Here is a 17,626-nt window from a genome sequence, read left to right on the forward strand (position 1 = left end):
GCGCAGCACCTGCAGTGAGGGCCTGGGGGGAGGTCACGGCAATCCCGGCTGGGCCGGCCGGGAGTCGTCAAGGAATGATGGCCGCAGTGTTGGTTCGAACCATGACCCAGAAGAGGAATTTCGACGTGATCAAGAAGCAGAACCTTCGCATCAATGTGCTTGCCGCCGCCGTGCTGTCGATGACGGCCGTCGGTGCCGTCCACGCCGCCGGCCTGCCGACCCGTGAGCCGGTGCGCCAGGCCAGCACCGCCCAACCGGGTGCTGAGCGCATCATCGTCAAGTACCGGGCCGGCGCTGCTGCCGCCACCGACCGCTCGGCGAAGCTGTCCACCGTGCAGTCGGCGCTGACCCGGGCCAGCCTGTCCGGCGGTACCTCACGTGCCAGTACCCTTGGCCCGCAGGTGGTACGCAAGCTCGCTACCGGTGCGGACCTGATCCGCGTGCAGGGCCGCCTGGCCCCGGCCGAACTGCAGCGCGTGCTGAAGGAACTGAAGGCCGACCCGTCGGTGCAGTACGCCGAAGCCGACGTGAAGCTGCGCCGCACCGAACTGCGTGCCGGCAACGTACAGCCGGCGCTGGTGCCGAACGATCCCTTCTACCAGCAGAACCAGTGGCACCTGCACAACGCCGTCGGCGGCATCAACGCACCGGCGGCGTGGGATGTCTCGCAGGGCGAGGGCATCGTGGTGGCGGTGATCGATACCGGCATCCTGCCGCAGCATCCGGACCTGGTCGGCAACCTGCTGGAGGGTTACGACTTCATCAGCGATGCGGAGACCTCGCGGCGCCCAACCAACGATCGCGTGCCGGGCGCGCAGGACTACGGTGATTGGGTCGAGAACGACAACGAGTGCTATGACGGCTCGCTGGCCGAGGACAGTTCCTGGCACGGCACGCACGTTGCTGGCACCGTGGCCGAGCAGACCAACAACGGCGTCGGCATGGCCGGTGTCGCCTACAAGGCCAAGGTGCTGCCGGTACGCGTGCTGGGCAAGTGCGGCGGCTACCTGTCCGACATCGCCGATGCGGTGGTCTGGGCATCGGGTGGCACGGTGACCGGCATCCCGGCCAACACCAATCCGGCCGAGATCATCAACATGAGCCTGGGCGGCGGTGGCGCCTGCGCCAGCACCTACCAGGACGCCATCAACGGCGCCATCTCGCGCGGTACCACGGTGGTGGTGGCCGCCGGCAATGAAACCGACAACGCGTCCAAGTACCAGCCGGCCAGCTGCGAAGGCGTGGTGACCGTGGGTGCCACCCGCATCACCGGCGGCATCACCTACTACTCCAACTACGGTACCCGCGTGGATCTTTCCGGCCCGGGCGGTGGCGGCAGCGTCGATGGCAATCCCGGTGGCTACATCTGGCAGACCGGCTCCAATGCGGCGACCACGCCGGAATCGGGCACGCCGGGCTACATGGGCATGGGCGGTACCTCGATGGCCTCGCCGCATGTGGCAGCCGTTGCCGCACTGGTGCAGAGCGCGCTGATCGCCAAGGGCAAGGATCCGCTGACCCCGGCGGCGATGCGCACCCTGCTGAAGGAAACCGCGCGTCCGTTCCCGGTCGCCATTCCGGCGGCCACCCCGATCGGTACCGGCATCCTCGATGCCAAGGCCGCGCTGGCCAAGGCACTGGAAGAACCATGCACCGAGAACTGCGGGCCGGTGGCCACGCCACTGACCAACAAGGCGGCCATCGGTGGCCTGTCAGGTGCAGCCGGCAGCAGCAGGCTCTACAGCTTCGAAGCGGCTGCCGGCAAGCAGTTCAGCGTGATCACCTACGGTGGCACCGGCAACGTTTCGGTCTACGTGGCTGAAGGCCGTGAGCCCAGTGCCAGCGACAATGATGCCAAGTCGACCCGTCCGGGCACCTCCGAGACAGTGCGGGTGACCAAGCCGGTGGCGACCACCTACTACATCAAGGTGGTGGGTGAAGCGGCCTACAGCGGGGTGAGCATTCTCGCCACGCAGTAAGCTTGAACTGTCGTAGTTGAATGGCCGAAGCCCGTCATCCCATGTGACGGGCTTCGTCTTTTTACGAAAGGTGGCGGAGGGGCGGCGGAAATCATGGCTTAACTGCTAAAGTCGAACCGATTGACAGGAGAGTCATGTGAACGCGCTTGCTGCAACCGCCGCCGACACCGCCGAAGGTCGCATCCTGGATGCGTTGCTGGCGCGTGGCCGGCTGAAGGAAGGCGACCTGGCACGGGCGCGGCCGCTGCACGCCGAAGCCGGTGGCAGCCTGCTCGGCCTGCTGGTGCGGCTGGGGCTGGTCTCCGAACGTGACCAGGCGCAGGCCAGCGCCGAGGTGCTGGGGCTGCCGCTGCTGGAAGGCAAGCAGCTGCCCGAGGCGCCGCCACAGGGGCTGGCCGAGGGCCTGCCGCTGTCGCTGCGCTTCCTCAAGCAGTTCCATGTGTGCCCGTTGGCGCTTGATGAACAGGGCGTGCGGCTGTGGCTGGCCGATGCCCACGATCCCTATCCGCAGCAGGCCGTGCAGCTGGCATTGGGCGTACCGGTGACGCCAGTGCTGGGCATGCGCGCCGAGATCGATGATCTGGTCGAGCGCTGGTTCGGCCAGGGCCGTAGTGCGATGGGCGCGATTGTCGAGACCGCCGATGGCGAGGGCGGTGCGGTGGATGACATCGAGCACCTGCGCGACCTTGCCTCGGAAGCGCCGGTGATCCGCCTGGTCAACCTGGTGATACAGCGCGCGGTGGAGCTGCGCGCCTCGGACATCCATGTCGAACCGTTCGAAAGCCGGTTGAAGGTCCGTTACCGCGTCGATGGCGTGCTGGTGGAGGGCGAAAGCCCGCCGGCCAACCTCACCGCGGCGGTGATCAGTCGCATCAAGATCATGGCCCGGCTCAACATTGCCGAGCGCCGCCTGCCGCAGGATGGCCGCATCATGCTGCGCGTGCAGGGCAAGGAACTGGACCTGCGCGTCAGTACCGTGCCGACCGCGCACGGCGAAAGCGTGGTGATGCGCCTGCTCGACCGCGAAACGGTGGTGTTCGATTTCCACCGCCTCGGCTTCACCGACGCCTTCCTGCCGCAGTTCCGCAAGGTGCTGGAACAGCCGCACGGCATCCTGCTGGTGACCGGCCCGACCGGTTCGGGCAAGACCACCACGCTCTATACCGCGCTGAGCCAGCTGAACACTGCCGACGTCAAGATCATCACGGTCGAAGACCCGGTCGAGTACCAGATCGAGGGTATCAACCAGATCCAGGCCAAGCCGCAGATCGGGCTGGACTTCGCCAATGCCCTGCGCAGCATCGTGCGCCAGGACCCGGACATCATCATGATCGGCGAAATGCGCGACCTGGAAACCGCGCGCATCGCGATCCAGTCGGCGCTGACCGGCCACCTGGTGCTGTCCACCCTGCATACCAACAATGCGGCCGGCGGCATCACCCGCCTGCTCGACATGGGCGTGGAAGACTATCTGCTCACCTCCACCATCAACGGCATCCTCGCCCAGCGCCTGGTGCGCCGGCTGGAACCGACCCACGCCGAACGCTACGAAGCCTCGCCGGAGGAGATCGAACGCTTCGAACTGCGCCGCCTGCAGCCGCAGGGGCCGATCCACCTGTACCGCCCGAAGCCCTCGGCGCTGGCACCGACCGGCTACCTGGGACGTACCACCATCATGGAATTCCTGGTGATGAACGACGCGCTGCGGCGTGCGGTGATGCGCCGTGATGGCATGGGCGAGATCGAGCGCATCGCCCGCGAGGCCGGCATGCGCACCATGTACGAGGATGGCCTGTCCAAGGCGCTGAGCGGGCAGACGACCATCGAGGAAGTGCTGCGCGTGACCGAGGAAAGCTGATGCGCGCAGGACGCAGGGGCTGACATGCCGAACTACCGCTACAAGGCGCTCAACACGCACGGCGAGATCTTCGACGGGCAGATGGAAGCGGCCAGCGAGGCCGAGCTGGTCGCGCGCCTGCAGGACCAGGGCCACCTTCCGATGGAGACGCAGCTGGCTGACGGCGGGGCGATCGGCGGCAGCACCTGGCGCAACCTGTTCCGCCAACGCCCGCTGCAGGGCGCGGCACTGCTGCAGTTCACCCAGCAGCTGGCGACACTGCTCGGTGCCGGCCAGCCACTCGACCGCGCGCTGTCGATCCTGCTCGGCCTGCCGGAAGACGAACGTTCGCGGCGTGCGATCACCGACATCCGCGACGTGGTGCGCGGTGGTGCGCCGCTGTCCACTGCGCTGGAGCGTCAGCACGGGCTGTTCTCGCGCCTGTACGTGAACATGGTGCGCGCCGGCGAGGCGGGTGGCAGCCTGCACGACACCCTGCAGCGGCTGGCTGACTACCTTGAACGCAGCCGTGCGCTGCAGGGCAAGGTGATCAACGCGCTGGTGTACCCGGCCATCCTGCTGGTGGTGGTGGGCGGTGCACTGCTGTTCCTGCTCGGCTATGTGGTGCCGCAGTTCGCGCAGATGTACGAGAGCCTGGACGTGGCGCTGCCGTGGTTCACCAACGCGGTGCTGCAGTTGGGCCTGTTCGTGCGCGACTGGTGGGTGCTGCTGCTGGTGGTGCCCGCCGTGCTGGCGCTGTTCTTCGAACGCAAGGCGCGGCAACCGGTGTTCCGCCTGGCGCTGGATGGCTGGCTGCTGCAGCGGCGCGGCATCGGCCGCCTGCTGGGCGAACTGGAAACCGCACGGCTGGCACGCACGCTGGGTACCCTGTTGCGCAACGGCGTGCCATTGCTGGGCGCGCTGGGCATCGCCCGCAACGTGCTGGGCAACCGCGCGCTGGCCGCCGATGTCGAGGCCGCCGCGGATGAAGTGAAGAACGGCGCCGGCCTGTCGCTGGCGCTGTCGCGCGGCAAGCGGTTCCCGCGGCTGGCCCTGCAGATGATCCAGGTGGGCGAGGAATCCGGCGCACTCGATACCATGCTGCTGAAGGCGGCCGATACCTTCGAACAGGACAGTGCCCGCCGCATCGACCGCCTGCTGGCAGCGATGGTGCCGGCGATCACCCTGGTGCTGGCCTCGGTGGTCGGCGCGGTGATCGTGGCCGTGCTGGTGCCGCTGTACGACCTGACCAATGCCATCGGTTGACGATGGATTCCTACGCAACCCCGACACTTCGTAACTGAAAGGACCGACCATGATTGCTTCCCGTCGACCGATCCGCCTTTCCTTCACCGCCGCGCGCAACCAGTCAGGCATGAGCCTGCTGGAAATCATCATCGTCATCGTGCTGATCGGTGCGGTGCTGACCCTGGTCGCGAGCCGCGTGCTGGGCGGCGCCGATCGCGGCAAGGCCAACATCGCCAAGGCGCAGGTGCAGACCGTCGCGTCCAAGGTCGACAACTACCAGATCGATACCGGCAAGCTGCCTGGCTCGCTCAACGATCTGGTGACCGCACCGGCGGGCGTCGGCGGCTGGCTGGGTCCGTATGCCAAGCCGGCTGACCTGAACGATCCGTGGGGCCACGCGCTGGAATACCGTGCGCCGGGTGAAGGCCAGCCGTACGAGCTGATCAGCCTCGGCAAGGATGGCAAGGCCGGCGGCAGCAGCGTCGACGCCGACATCCGCTACCAGCCTTGATCCTGCATGACGTATTTCCTGCCGCGCCGGCTGCCTCGCCCGCGCCTGCACGGCAGGCGCGCAGCGGGCCTGTCGCTGCTGGAAATGCTGCTGGTGATCGCGCTGACCGCAGCGATCGGCCTGATCACTGCTGCCGGCCTGTCACGTGGCTTTGCCGGCATGCAACTGCGCAGTGCCGGCAAGGACATCGCCAACCAGCTGCGGGTGGTACGCGCGCAGGCGATCACCCGGGGTGAACCGCAGCGCTTCGTGATTGAACCGGCGCGACGCCGCTGGGAAGGTGCCAATCAACGCCAGGGTGAAGTGCCTGCGCAGCTGCAGGTGCAGTTCGAAGGCGCCGCGCAGCTGGCCACCGCACCAGGGCAGGGCGTGATCGAGTTCCATCCCGATGGTGGTTCCAGTGGCGGCCGCATCCGCCTGCAGCGCGACGGTGCCGAGTGGCGCATCGATGTTGGCTGGCTGACCGGCGAAGTGCGCTCCGGCCCATGGCGGGCGCAATGAAGCGGCGTGCGCGTGGCTTCACCCTGCTGGAAGTGATCATCGCCTTCGCCCTGCTCGGGTTGGCGCTGACGCTGCTGCTGGGCAGCCTGTCCGGTGGTGCGAAGCAGGTACGCGAGGCCGGGCTGCGCACGCGCGCGGTGCTGCATGCGCAGTCGCTGCTGGCCGAGACGGGAGTCGCCACGCCGCTGCAGGTCGGCCGCCAGCAGGGCGACTGGGAGCAGGGCCGCTATCACTGGGAGCTGCAGGTGCAGCCGTGGGTGGAGCCGCGTGCAGGTAGCGTGGTGCAGTCACAGTCGCCGGGTGCGCCCTGGCTGGCCGAGCTGCAGCTGCAGGTGCGCTGGGGTGACAGCGAGCGCGAACAGCTGCGCTGGCGCAGCCTGCGCCTGTTGCCGCCGGATCTGGAGAGCGCGCGATGATGCGGCGCGCTGCGGGTTTCACCCTGATCGAGGTGATGCTGGCCACGGTGCTGCTGGCCGGTGGCCTGGCCCTGGCGTTCGCCAGCGTGCGCTCGGCGATGGCGGTCAGCCAGCGCGGCGAGCAGATCGCTGCCGAGAGCGAACGCATGCGCGCGGTGCAGGCGCTGCTGCGGCGTCAGCTGGCCGGCGCGCTGCGCACACCGCTGGAAGTACCCGACCCCACCCGTGAGCCGATCTTCTTCCAGGGCGAAGAACAGCGCATGCTGTTCGCCGCCGACCTGCCCGGCTATCTCGGCCGCGGCGGACCGTACCTGCACGCGTTGCAGGTGGACGGCCGCAGTGGCCAGCAGCGCCTGCTGCTGGACCTGGTGCTGCTGCAGGAGGGCGAGCGCATCGCAGAAACGCCGCCGCGTCCACCGGAAGTGCTGGTGGACGGCCTGAAGTCGGTGCAACTGCGCTATCGCGGCATTGACGCCAGCACCGGCCAGGTGACCGATTGGCTGCCGCGCTGGGACGATACGCGGCGCCTGCCGATGCTGGTGGAAGTACAGATCGTGCCGGCCAAGGGCGCGCCTTGGCCGGTGCTGGTGGTCGCACCGCGTGCCGGTGGCAGCGGAGGTGCGCGATGAACCGGCAGGGTGGCGCCGCGCTGGTGCTGGTGTTGTGGCTGATCGCGTTGATGACTGCACTGGTCGGCGCCTTTGCACTGAGCGCGCGGGTCGAGCACCTGCAGCAGCGGGTGCTCGATGACGACGCGCGCGGCCAGGAGCGTGCACGGGCCGGCCTGGAATACGCGCTGATGCGCCTGTCCGCCGATCCGCAGCGGGCCCCGTGGCGGGCCGATGGCCGTACCTATCGCTGGACGTTCGATGACGCCAGCATCGAGATCAAGGTGCTGGACGAGAACGGCAAGATCAACCTGAATCTGGCCGACGTGGCTCTGCTGACCGCTTTCCTCAAGGCGCTGGGCGAAGACGAAGGAGCCGCACGGCAGCTGGCCGGTGCCATTGTCGACTGGCGCGACGAGGACAGCCTACTGCAGCCCGGTGGCGGTGCCGAGGCGCCCGACTACGCCGCGGCCGGGTTGCCGTATGGCCCGCGCAACAAGCGTTTCGAGACCCTGGGCGAACTGCAGCGGGTGCTCGGCATGCCCGGGCCGTTGTACCAGAAGATGCTGCCGCACCTGACCCTGTACAGCCGCCAGGCACGCCCGGATCCGCAGTTCGCCAGCGCACCGGTGTTGACCGCATTGGGGCTGGATGCCGACACCGTGCTGGCCCAGCGCGCCCAGCAGGAGCGTGATGCCGATACCGCTGCGGGTGCGACAACGCTTGCCAGCAGCAGTGGCACCTATAGTATCGAGTCCCGTGTCATCGACGGCAGTGGACGCCGGTCGGTGTTGCAGGCAGTGGTTCGCAATGGCTCGGGCGGGGTTCCCGGGCGGTCCTACACAGTGCTTCGCTGGGAGCAGGGAATGACAGCAAGATGACGGCTTGGCAGGACAGTCTGCGGCAGGTTCAGGGCCGGATCGGCCCGGGCGCTGGCCGCTTCCTGCGCTGGTGGCGGCAATCGCTGCTGGCGTGGGTGCCGGCACGTTGGCAGTGGGCGCTGGGTTGGGCACAGGCGCGCCTGCTGCTGCTGCGCGAGGGTGACCAGTTGCAGATCTGGCGTGAGGCCGGCGAACGCCGCGAAGCGGTGGCGACCTTGTCGTGGCCGTTGTCGCCGGCTGAACTGGACCGCGTTCTGGAGCCGCGCCTGCGCAGCCTGCCGCGGGTGTGGCTGTTGCCGGCCAGTGAAGTGCTGCGCCGCCATCTTCGGCTGCCGGCGGCGGCGGCCGACCGCCTGCGCGCGGTGGTCGGCTTCGAGATCGACCGGCAGACACCGTTCGAATCCAGCCAGGTCAGCTATGACGTGCGTGAACTGGGCAGCGCCGGCGAAGGCCAGTTGCAGGTTGAACTGATCGCCTGGCCGCTGCGCCAGCTGGAGGCTTGGCGTGGCAGCGTGGGCGAGTGGGCCGATATGTTGGCCGCCGTCGACGCGATTGATGCGCAGGGCGATCCGCTGCACGTGAATCTGCTGCCGCCCGCGCAGCGCCAGCTGCGACCGGACCCGATGCGGCGCTGGAACCTGCTGCTGGCCCTGGCCGCGCTGGTGATGCTGGTGCTGGCCGCCCTGCAGCTGCTCGACAACCGCCGCGCCGCCGCCGATGAACTGCGTGCCCAGGTTGAACGCAGCGCGCGCAGTGCGCGTGGAGTGGCCAGCGAACGTACGCAGCTGCAGGCGCTGATCGACGGTGCCGCGTTCCTCGAAAAGCAGCGCAGCCAGCGCGCCGGCACGGTGGAAATCTGGAATGAACTGACCCGGCGCCTGCCGGAGGGCACCTACCTGGAAAAACTGGCCATCGAGAACAACAACCTGCAGCTGATCGGGCTCAGCCGCGAGGCCTCGCAGCTGGTGCAGCTGCTGCAGGATGCGCCGCAGTGGCGCAAGGTCAACCTGACCGGCGTGCTGCAGGCCGACGGTGCGGCCAGTGGCCGTGACCGTTTCACCATGACCGCTGAACTGCAGCCGATGGCGGCTGCGGCTCCGGAAGGGGAGGCGGCCGATGCCGATGCCAAGCGCGCGCCGTGACCGCTGGCTGGCACTGGCACTGCTGCTGGCAGTGCTCGGCCTGGCCTATCTGTTGCTGGTGCACCCCTGGTTCACCCAGCCGCTGCGTGAGATCGATGCCGATGTGGCTGCCCTGCGCGAGCGCGAGCAGCGTGTACAGGCGCAGCTGCAGCAGCAGCCGCAGATCGAACAGCGCCTGCGCGCTACCCGCGAAGCGTTGCAGCAGCGGCCGGGCTTCCTGCGCGAAGCCACCGCCGAAGCCGCCGCCGCCGCGCTGGGTGGCAAGCTGCAGGATGCCGTGGCGATGGCCAGCCCGGGTAACCGCAGCTGCACCATCAGCAACCGTACGCCGCTGACCGACAACCGTCGCGATGCCGAGTTCGTGCGCGTCGCAATGCAGGTACGCCTGCGTTGCGGCGTGGCCGAACTGGCCACCGTGCTGCACAGCCTGGAAACCGGCAGCCCGCGCCTGTTCGTCGACAACCTCAACCTGATCGCACAGCGTTTCCAGCAATCGCCGAACGAATCCGGGCTGGGCCTGGATGTGTCCTTCGAACTGGCCGGTTATCTGTTGCCGGGTGCTGCGGCCGAAGGGGCCGCGCCAACACCCGCGAACGGGCCGGCCGCCACCCCGCAGCCGCCTGCAGCGGCACCGGTGGCTGCACCGGTACCGGATGCACCGGCCGAGGGACAGGAGGTGGCTGATGAAACTTGAGCAGATCAGCCTGCGCACCGGTTTCCTGCTGGCCCTGGCGGGCTGGGCGGCAGCGGTCTGGCTGGCCACCGGCTTCGGCCTCGGCAGCCAGTTGCCGGGCGCCGATGGCAATGCTGATGCGGCGCCGTCACTGCCCGGCCTGCCGTCGCTTGCCGCCGAACGCATGGCCAGTGCGGACAGCTACAGCGCGATCGGCGAGCGCCCGTTGTTCGCCGAGGACCGCAAGCCAAAGCCCTATCTGCTTGGTGGCAGCGAGCCCGCTGCCAGCGCCGCATTGCGCCTGACCGGCGTGCTGCTGACCGGCGATTTCGGCATGGCCACGTTCACTACCGAACAGAACCGCTCGCTGCGCCTGCGCCTCAATGGTGAGGCCGTTGATGGCTGGCAGCTGGTCGCGCTGGCGCCACGCCAGGCTACCGTGATCGGTCCCGGTGGCAACCAGGTGCTGGAGCTGGCGGTGTTCAACGGTCAGGGCGGTGAGCCGCCCACCGTGCTGCGCGGCGCCAACGGTGCACCGCCAGCGGGTGGAATCATTGCGCCGCCCCCGGCAGGTGCTCCCCCGCCACCGCCTGCCGCTGCAGCAACGGCACAGCAGCCGCCAGGTGGCAGCGCAGCACCGGCGGCCACACCGGCGGCCGCTACGCCTCCCGCCAACACCAACGGTCCCAGCGAAGCGCAGATGCAGGCCATCCGCGAACGCATCCAGGCCCGCCGCCGCCAGCTGCAGCAACAACAGCAGCAACAACCGTCGCCGCCCCCGGGCGATGGCACCAACCGATAGAGTGAATGCATGAACCTGCGTTTCCTTCCCTGGTCCTTTGCCCTCGCGCTGCTGGTTGGCTGCAGCACGGTGTCCGCGCCGCACGTGCAGCGCAAAGGCAACCTGACGTCCACGACCGATGCCGGCCAGGCGGCGGAAGTGGCTGCCGATGCCGCCCGTGACAGCCAGGGCGCGCCCCAGGCGGTCATCCGCCGCGGCACCGGCACCATGATCAACCGCGAAGCCGCGCGCGCGCCGGCGCCGGCACTGCACGGCGCCAGTACCGGCGAGGCCACCTTCAACTTCGAGGGGGAATCGGTGCACGCGGTGGTCAAGGCCATCCTCGGTGACATGCTCGGGCAGAACTACGTGATCGCACCGGGCGTGCAGGGCACGGTCACCCTGGCCACGCCGAAACCGGTGTCGCCGGCGCAGGCGCTGAACCTGCTGGAGATGGTGCTGGGCTGGAACAACGCACGCATGGTGTACAGCGGTGGTCGCTACAACATCGTGGCTGCCGACCAGGCATTGGCCGGCACTGTCGCACCAAGTACGGCGCCGGCGGCCAGCGCACGCGGTTTCGAGGTCCGGGTGATCCCGCTGCAGTTCATCTCCGCAACTGAAATGAAGAAGGTGCTGGAGCCGTACGCGCGCCCCAACGCCATCGTCAACGTCGACAGCGGCCGCAACGTGATCACCCTTGGTGGCACTCGCGCCGAGCTGGAAAACTACATGCGCACCGTCGAGATCTTCGACGTCGACTGGTTGTCGGGCATGTCGGTGGGCGTGTTCCCGATCCAGTCGGGCAAGGCCGAGCAGGTTGCAGCCGATCTGGAAAAGGTGTTCGGTGAAGAGAGCAAGACCCCCAGCGCCGGCATGTTCCGCTTCCTGCCGCTTGAGAACGCCAACGCGGTGCTGGTGATCACCCCGCAGGTGCGTTACCTGGACCAGATCCAGCAATGGCTGGATCGCATCGATACCGCCGGTGGCAGCGCCCGCCTGTTCTCCTATGAGCTGCGCTACATCAAGGCACGCGACCTCGCCGAACGCCTCAGTGAAGCCTTCGCCAGCAGCGGCAACCGCGGCGGCTCCAGCTCCGGCTCATTGGCGCCCGGCGCGATTCCGTCGCAGTTGGGCAGCGATGGTGATCGTGGCATGGACAGCAACAACAGCAGCAACTTCGGTTCGACGTCAGGTAGTGGTTCCAGTGGTACCGGCAACGGCAGCATGAACCTGCCGCAGCGCCAGGCCGGCAACGTCAGCGTCAGCCTGGAAGTGGAGGGCGACCGTGTCGGCGTGTCGGCGGTGGAAGAGACCAACACCCTGCTGGTCCGTTCGAGCCCGCAGGCCTGGCGCTCGATCCGCGAGGTGATCGAGAAGCTGGACGTGATGCCGCTGCAGGTGCACATCGAAGCGCAGGTGGCCGAAGTCGCACTGACCGGCGACCTGAAGTACGGCGTGAACTGGTTCTTCGACAACGCCGTAGCCGGGCGTGCACTGGGCGGCGCGCTGGGTGCGCTGACGCTGCCGCCGGCCGCCGGCGGTTCGTGGAGCACCTTCGCGGGCGCGGTGACCGGTGCCGAAGGCGCTGGTTGGGCGTTCACCGGCCACAATGGCGCAGCGGTGGTGAGCGCGCTGGACAAGGTCACCGATGTACGCCTGCTGCAGACCCCTTCGGTGTTCGTGCGCAACAACGCCGAAGCCACGCTCAACGTGGGCGACAAGGTGCCGATCAACACCACCACGGTGAACACCGGCATCGGCACCAGCAGCTACAGCTCGGTGCAGTACATCGACACCGGCGTGATCCTCAAGGTACGCCCGCGGGTGACCCGCGACGGCACGGTGTTCCTCGACATCGTGCAGGAAGTGAGCAGCGCTTCCGACGTGCCGGAGAACTGCAACCCGACCGAGCGCAACTGCAACCCGCGCATCTCCACCAAGAAGCTGTCGACCGAAGCGGCGGTGCAGAGCGGTGACACCATCATGCTGGCCGGCCTGATCACCGATACGGCCACCGATGGCAGCAGCGGCATTCCAGGCCTGAGCCGGATTCCGGTGGTGGGCGCGCTGTTCGGGCAGAAGACCCGCACCAGCCGTCGTTCGGAAGTGATCGTGCTGCTGACGCCGAGCATCGTCCGCAACAGCCAGGAAGCGCGCAACCTGACCGACGAGTACAGCCAGCGCTTCCGCGCAATGGAACCGCTGAACCAGCCGCGCGCAAAGAAGTAAGGGGTTTACGGCCGGGCTGCGCCCGGCAACCGCAGAGGCCAGAGCTGGAGCAACAGCAACAGCAACAGCAACAGCGGATTTCTGGGGGAGGGTGGGGCGGTGTGGGTTGTAAGGACACGCCGTAAACCCGTCCTTGGGGGCTCGATGGCGCCTTGCTCGTGTGCGCTGTCCTGCGCACACGGCAAGACCGGGGTTGGGCGTCCTGCCCAACCCGCCCGAGGCATGCCTCGGGCCCATGGCGCCAACGGTCCTGCCAACCCACACCGCCCCACCTCTGACAGTTTCCTGCTGCTGTCGGTAGGTGTCGACCTTGGTCGACACGCTGGATCCACGCCATGCGTGGATGACTCTCCATCGAAATCGAATATTTCGAGATCCGAAATATCTGAGCCGAGCATGGCTCGGCTCTACAGAAGGCAATGCCCGACAGATCGCGGAAAACTGTCGAAGGCGGGGTGGGTCCGGTTGCGGGGGCGTGAGCCGCATGGGCCCGAGGCATGCCTCGGGCGGGTTGGGCAGGACGCCCAACCCGGGCCTTGCCGTGTGCGCAGGACAGCGCACACGAGCAAGCGGCGACCGAGCTTACATGGACGTACTTGCAGCGTCCCCCGCAACCGGACCCACCCCGCCATCCCCCAGGAACCCAGCTTCTGCTCCGGCTGTTGCTGTTGTCCCGGCCTGAAGCAGGTGCCGGGTGCAACCCGGCCGATACCCTCCCGGTGCTAGGCTGTGTCCACCGACAACCACGGAGGCGGGATGGGGGCGATCGTGTTGTTGCCGCTGTGCGTGGACGATGCTGCGCTCGACCGCTGCCTGGCCGCGCTGGATGCCGGCACCGCGCCGGGAACCGCGGTCTGGCTGGCCGATGACGCGCAGACCGGGCCGCGTGCGCAGGCGGTGGTGGAGCACTGGTTGGCGAATACGCCGTTGCAGGCCGAATACACCCGCCGCGCGCGGCCGCTGGGCGAGGTCGCCCATCTGGATGAGATGCTGCGCGCCTGCGAGGGCCTGGACGTGGCCGTGCTGGCGCCGGACAGCGTGCCCGCACCCGGCTGGCTGCAGCAGCTGCAGGACGCCTTCGCCCGCGATGCCGCCATCGCCACCGCAACACCGTGGTGCAATGCCGGCGAAACCGCCGCGTGGCCGCGATTGGGCGAAATCAATCCCGAGCCGGAGGACCCGGCGCTGCTGGCACACGCCTGTGCCACGCTGCCAGTGCTGCATCCGGAGCTGCCCTCGGCAGTCACCCACGCGGTACTGGTGCGCGGCAACGCGCGTCGCCGCGCCGGTGGCCTGGACGTGGAGAGTTATGCGGGGTGGAACGCGGCGCTGGTCGACCTGAGCCTGCGCATGGCCGGGCTGGGCTGGCGCAATGTCCTGTGCGAAACAGCCTTCGTCGGCCGCGCAGGGGAGGCCATCAGCCGCGATGGCGATCTTGAAGCGCTGGCCGCGCGCTGGCCGGCCTGGGTGCCGCGGCTGGCCGATTTCCTGATGCACGATCCGTTGCACGGGATGCGCGCCGATCTGCAGCAGCGCATGCAGCAGGCGATAATACCGGCCGAGCAGGGTGACCTGTTCGTCCCGTCATCCGCGCCGGAGCCTCACGCTTGAATGTTGCCATTGCCGCCATCGTCGTCACCTACCAGAGCGGCAGCACCATCGATGCCTGCCTCTCACGGCTGCGCCAAGCGCAGGACGTGGCCGAGATCCGGGTGATCGACAATGGCTCGGTGGATGGCACGCTGGAGATCGTGCAGCGACACGCCAGCCATGACCCGCGCGTGCGCTTCATCGGTAATCCGGACAATCCCGGCTTCGCCGCCGCCAACAACCAGGGCGTGGCCGATTCGGGCAGCCCGTGGCTGGCCTTCATCAATCCGGACCTGATGGTCGAACCGGAAACGCTGGCCGGATTGCGCAGCCGCGCCGACGCGCTCGGTGACTGCCTGCTCGGTGTCGAACAGCTGGATGAGCATGGCCACGCCGATGAGGCCGTGCGCCGCCGCGACCCGGATTTCCTGTTGATGCTGCGCTCGCCGGGCAAAGGCTCGAAACTGGCCGTTCCGCGTGACGCGCAGCAGGCACTGCAGCGGGTACCGGCGTTGTCCGGTGCCTTGCTGATGATGTCGCGCACACTGTTCGACCGTATCGGTGGCTGGGACGCTGGTTACCGCCTGCATGCCGAAGACCTGGACCTGTGCCGTCGTGCCCGCGAGGCCGGCGCAGTGGTGGCGATCGCCAACGATCTGCAGGTCACCCACGTGCGCGGCGTATCCAGCCGCTCACGTCCGTTCTTCGTCGAGTGGCACAAGCACAAGGGCCTGTGGCGCTATTTCCAGAAGTTCGAGGCCAGGCAGCGTTCGCTGCCGGTACGCGTGGCGGTGTGGGGCGCGATCTGGGCGCACGCGCTGATGCTGGTGCCGCGCCTGCTGCGCAGGTCGTTGTAGAGCCGAGCCCACGCTCGGCTCAGGCAACATCCAGCCGAACGTGGGCTCGGCTCTACAGAAGGCCGGCGCGCCCACGGTTCACTCCGTCGGGCGCATAATCCGCCCCATGCCTATCATCCAGTCCCTGCTCGACACCGACCTGTACAAGTTCACCATGATGCAGGCGGTGCTCCACCAGCATCCCGGCGCCCAGGTGCAGTACCGGTTCAAGTGCCGCACGCCCGGCATCGAACTGGCCCGCTACATCGACCAGATCGACGAAGAGATCGACCACCTGTGCAGCCTGCGCTTCAGTGACGTGGAGCTGGACTACATGCGTGGCCTGCGCTTCGTGAAGCCCGACTTTGCCGACTTCCTTGGCCTGTTCCACCTCGACCGCAAGTACATCCAACTGCGCGCATCGAAAGCGGTGCCCGGCGAGATCGAGCTGGATATCACCGGCCCGTGGCTGCACACCATCCTGTTTGAAGTGCCGCTGCTGGCGATCATCAACGAGGTCTGGTTCCGCAACACCACCACCGCCGACTTCGCCGAAGGCGAGCGCCGCCTGCAGGCCAAGGCCGCGTTGCTGCGTGATACCCCCGGCTTCGAGCAGTGCCGTATCGCCGACTACGGCAGCCGCCGCCGCTACTCGCGTGACTGGCATGCCCGCCTGCTGCCATTGCTGCGCGATGCACTCGGGCCGCAGCTGGTCGGTACCAGCAACGTGCACTTCGCGCGCCTGTATGGCATGACTCCGCACGGCACCATGGCCCATGAGTACCTGCAGGCGTTCCAGGCGCTGGGCCCGCGCCTGCGTGATTCGCAGGTGGCGGCACTGGAGTCATGGGCACGCGAATATCGCGGCGACCTCGGCATCGCGCTGTCCGATGTGGTCGGCCTGGACGCGTTCCTGCGCGACTTCGACATGTACTTCTGCAAGTTGTTCGACGGCGTGCGCCACGACTCGGGCGATCCGTTCGACTGGGGTGACCGCATGCTGGCGCATTTCCAGCAGCGCCGTGTCGATCCACGCAGCAAGGTGCTGGTGTTCAGCGATGGCCTCGACATCGTCAAGGTGATGCGCCTGTACGACTACTTCCGTGGTCGCTGCCAGGTCGCCTTCGGCGTCGGCACCCACCTGACCAATGATCTGGGGCCAACGCCGCTCAACATCGTCATCAAGATGGTCCGCTGCAACGGCCAGCCGGTGGCCAAGCTCAGCGATTCGCCGGGCAAGAGCATGTGCGACGACCCTGGTTACCTGGCTTACCTGCGCCAGGTCTTCGAGCTGCCGCAGCCGGAGTAATGCCGGCCTGCGGGTCTTACAGGTAGTCGACCACCACCAGGTAGGCGCCCTGCAGCGGCTGCTGCTTCGAGGCCTGCACGCTGTAGCGCTCGGAGAAGGCGATATCACCGGCGCGCATCGCGCTGGCCGACACCGACAGCTTCTGGCCCTGGCGCTTGCCATCGCGCAGCGTTGCGGCCTGGCCATCGGCCAGCGCCGTCACGGCCACCGTCGAGCCCTTGGCCGATGGCGGGCAGGCCGCCAGGCTCAACTCGCCCTGGGACAGGTTCGTCGTGCAGCCCGGCTCAGCGATGCGACCGCTGAAACGGATGCTGCCGCTGCTAGCCTGGGCCAGTGCACTGACGGACATCAGGGCCACACACAGCAGGATGGAGTTCCTCATGACACGTTCTCTGGTTCGTTCGGTGTTTCCTAGTTAGCGACAGGTTGGACCCGGCTTTAATAGGACAAATCCGAATCTGCTAGGGCCATCACCGAGAAAGAGTGATGCGCATCAAGAAAGCTGATTTTCAGGGGGAAATAGCGACTTTTTGCGTGCGCGCCCGGCGCAGCCAGCTGCCTCAGCGAAGGTTGCGGGTGACCGCTCGCTCCCGCTGACTCGATTTCGGCTACCACGTCACATTTGAGGCGTCAATAAACCGTCGTTCAGAAAAATAATGTGACTTTCATCACAGTTGTGCCTATACTTGCGTCACGGATTCAGGGGAAGGTATGTCCGAGTCCGGCCACAGGTGAGACGCAAGGATGGGTCTTGATAGCCCGGCAGTGCTCCTTGCTTCCTCCTCTACTTCTCATCTCTTCAGTAGGGTTAGGTAAAAGCGAATGCACAAGATCAATATCATCGCCGCTCTGATGCTGGCCGCCGCTCCGCTGGCCGCCAACGCCGCCGACGGCACCATCACCTTCAACGGCAAGGTGACCGACAAGACCTGCACCATCTCGACCCCGGGCGGCAAGGACTTCGCCGTCAACCTGCCGACCGTGTCCAAGAACACCCTGGCCAATGCCGGTGCCGTTGCGGGTCGTACCCCGTTCGCGATCAACCTGACCAAGTGCAGCGCCGGCAACGTCGCGACCTACTT

The 17,626-nt window shown here is 67.5% G+C and carries 17 protein-coding genes; 16 read left to right on the top strand and 1 reads right to left on the bottom strand.

Annotation, left to right across the window (positions count from 1 at the left end; translation table 11 throughout):
- Nucleotides 1-125 precede the first annotated feature (125 nt).
- The 15 genes from AC07M7_RS14735 (at nucleotide 126) to pncB (ending at nucleotide 16,544) form a co-directional block, all read left to right on the top strand.
- A complete protein-coding gene (locus AC07M7_RS14735; protein WP_295380585.1) occupies nucleotides 126-1,979 on the top strand; it encodes a S8 family peptidase in 1,854 nt (617 codons plus the stop codon).
- Between the two features lie 136 nt (nucleotides 1,980-2,115).
- On the top strand, nucleotides 2,116-3,837 hold the full coding sequence (gspE, locus tag AC07M7_RS14740; protein ID WP_136638604.1) for a type II secretion system ATPase GspE: 1,722 nt from the start codon (nucleotides 2,116-2,118) through the stop codon (nucleotides 3,835-3,837).
- 24 nt (nucleotides 3,838-3,861) lie between these two features.
- Entirely contained in the window at nucleotides 3,862-5,082 is a 1,221-nt protein-coding gene (xpsF, locus tag AC07M7_RS14745) for a type II secretion system protein XpsF (protein ID WP_136638603.1), read from the top strand.
- A gap of 49 nt (nucleotides 5,083-5,131) precedes the next feature.
- Complete coding sequence (gene gspG / locus AC07M7_RS14750; protein ID WP_004142831.1) at nucleotides 5,132-5,575, top strand: type II secretion system major pseudopilin GspG; 444 nt, start codon at nucleotides 5,132-5,134, stop codon at nucleotides 5,573-5,575.
- 6 nt (nucleotides 5,576-5,581) lie between these two features.
- The gene (gene xpsH, locus AC07M7_RS14755; protein WP_495207733.1) at nucleotides 5,582-6,076 is read left to right on the top strand and encodes a type II secretion system protein XpsH; all 495 of its coding nucleotides are present in this window, start codon (nucleotides 5,582-5,584) and stop codon (nucleotides 6,074-6,076) included.
- Nucleotides 6,073-6,492 carry a type II secretion system protein XpsI gene (gene xpsI / locus AC07M7_RS14760; protein WP_136638601.1) on the top strand — a complete coding sequence of 140 codons (420 nt, stop codon included), beginning with the start codon at nucleotides 6,073-6,075 and terminating at the stop codon, nucleotides 6,490-6,492. Before xpsH ends, xpsI begins: the two co-directional genes overlap by 4 nt.
- A complete protein-coding gene (locus tag AC07M7_RS14765) occupies nucleotides 6,489-7,121 on the top strand; it encodes a type II secretion system protein J (RefSeq protein ID WP_495207734.1) in 633 nt (210 codons plus the stop codon). The genes xpsI and AC07M7_RS14765 overlap by 4 nt, the downstream gene beginning before the upstream one ends.
- Nucleotides 7,118-7,981: a type II secretion system minor pseudopilin gene (locus AC07M7_RS14770; protein WP_004142842.1), complete on the top strand. Its 864-nt coding sequence runs from the start codon at nucleotides 7,118-7,120 to the stop codon at nucleotides 7,979-7,981. The genes AC07M7_RS14765 and AC07M7_RS14770 overlap by 4 nt, the downstream gene beginning before the upstream one ends.
- Entirely contained in the window at nucleotides 7,978-9,123 is a 1,146-nt protein-coding gene (locus tag AC07M7_RS14775; RefSeq protein ID WP_495207735.1) for a PilN domain-containing protein, read from the top strand. Before AC07M7_RS14770 ends, AC07M7_RS14775 begins: the two co-directional genes overlap by 4 nt.
- Complete coding sequence (gene gspM / locus AC07M7_RS14780) at nucleotides 9,098-9,817, top strand: type II secretion system protein GspM (protein WP_426354401.1); 720 nt, start codon at nucleotides 9,098-9,100, stop codon at nucleotides 9,815-9,817. Before AC07M7_RS14775 ends, gspM begins: the two co-directional genes overlap by 26 nt.
- Entirely contained in the window at nucleotides 9,807-10,598 is a 792-nt protein-coding gene (locus AC07M7_RS14785) for a type II secretion system protein, XpsN-like (RefSeq protein ID WP_495207736.1), read from the top strand. The genes gspM and AC07M7_RS14785 overlap by 11 nt, the downstream gene beginning before the upstream one ends.
- A 9-nt stretch (nucleotides 10,599-10,607) precedes the next feature.
- Nucleotides 10,608-12,809 (top strand): type II secretion system secretin GspD, encoded by a 2,202-nt coding sequence (gene gspD / locus AC07M7_RS14790; protein ID WP_136638596.1) that lies wholly within the window; start codon nucleotides 10,608-10,610, stop codon nucleotides 12,807-12,809.
- Nucleotides 12,810-13,565: 756 nt separating this feature from the next.
- Nucleotides 13,566-14,420, top strand: coding sequence for a glycosyltransferase family 2 protein (locus AC07M7_RS14795; protein WP_495207737.1), 855 nt, complete (start codon nucleotides 13,566-13,568; stop codon nucleotides 14,418-14,420).
- Nucleotides 14,417-15,256 (top strand): glycosyltransferase family 2 protein, encoded by an 840-nt coding sequence (locus AC07M7_RS14800; protein WP_495207738.1) that lies wholly within the window; start codon nucleotides 14,417-14,419, stop codon nucleotides 15,254-15,256. Before AC07M7_RS14795 ends, AC07M7_RS14800 begins: the two co-directional genes overlap by 4 nt.
- A 106-nt stretch (nucleotides 15,257-15,362) precedes the next feature.
- Nucleotides 15,363-16,544, top strand: a complete 1,182-nt coding sequence (gene pncB / locus AC07M7_RS14805; protein ID WP_495207739.1) for a nicotinate phosphoribosyltransferase — start codon at nucleotides 15,363-15,365, stop codon at nucleotides 16,542-16,544.
- A gap of 16 nt (nucleotides 16,545-16,560) precedes the next feature.
- On the opposite strand, the gene AC07M7_RS14810 is transcribed toward pncB, so the two are convergent.
- On the bottom strand, nucleotides 16,561-16,926 hold the full coding sequence (locus AC07M7_RS14810; protein ID WP_014645902.1) for a hypothetical protein: 366 nt from the start codon (nucleotides 16,924-16,926) through the stop codon (nucleotides 16,561-16,563).
- 440 nt (nucleotides 16,927-17,366) lie between these two features.
- On the opposite strand from AC07M7_RS14810, the gene AC07M7_RS14815 reads away from it, so the two are divergent.
- Nucleotides 17,367-17,626 (top strand): fimbrial protein (locus AC07M7_RS14815; RefSeq protein ID WP_495207740.1); only part of this gene is annotated, 260 nt, incomplete at its 3' end.

This window comes from Stenotrophomonas sp. GW821-FHT09E08, assembly GCF_059416125.1.

Bases quoted from the DNA above. Each gene is read 5' to 3' on its own strand.
- AC07M7_RS14795 (WP_495207737.1), top strand. From the start codon at position 13,566: ATGGGGGCGATCGTGTTGTTGCCGCTGTGCGTGGACGATGCTGCGCTC.
- pncB (WP_495207739.1), top strand. From the start codon at position 15,363: ATGCCTATCATCCAGTCCCTGCTCGACACCGACCTGTACAAGTTCACC.
- gspD (WP_136638596.1), top strand. From the start codon at position 10,608: ATGAACCTGCGTTTCCTTCCCTGGTCCTTTGCCCTCGCGCTGCTGGTT.
- gspG (WP_004142831.1), top strand. From the start codon at position 5,132: ATGATTGCTTCCCGTCGACCGATCCGCCTTTCCTTCACCGCCGCGCGC.
- AC07M7_RS14785 (WP_495207736.1), top strand. From the start codon at position 9,807: ATGAAACTTGAGCAGATCAGCCTGCGCACCGGTTTCCTGCTGGCCCTG.
- AC07M7_RS14775 (WP_495207735.1), top strand. From the start codon at position 7,978: ATGACGGCTTGGCAGGACAGTCTGCGGCAGGTTCAGGGCCGGATCGGC.
- gspM (WP_426354401.1), top strand. From the start codon at position 9,098: ATGCCGATGCCAAGCGCGCGCCGTGACCGCTGGCTGGCACTGGCACTG.
- AC07M7_RS14765 (WP_495207734.1), top strand. From the start codon at position 6,489: ATGATGCGGCGCGCTGCGGGTTTCACCCTGATCGAGGTGATGCTGGCC.
- xpsF (WP_136638603.1), top strand. From the start codon at position 3,862: ATGCCGAACTACCGCTACAAGGCGCTCAACACGCACGGCGAGATCTTC.
- xpsI (WP_136638601.1), top strand. From the start codon at position 6,073: ATGAAGCGGCGTGCGCGTGGCTTCACCCTGCTGGAAGTGATCATCGCC.
- AC07M7_RS14770 (WP_004142842.1), top strand. From the start codon at position 7,118: ATGAACCGGCAGGGTGGCGCCGCGCTGGTGCTGGTGTTGTGGCTGATC.
- AC07M7_RS14810 (WP_014645902.1), bottom strand. From the start codon at position 16,926: ATGAGGAACTCCATCCTGCTGTGTGTGGCCCTGATGTCCGTCAGTGCA.
- xpsH (WP_495207733.1), top strand. From the start codon at position 5,582: ATGACGTATTTCCTGCCGCGCCGGCTGCCTCGCCCGCGCCTGCACGGC.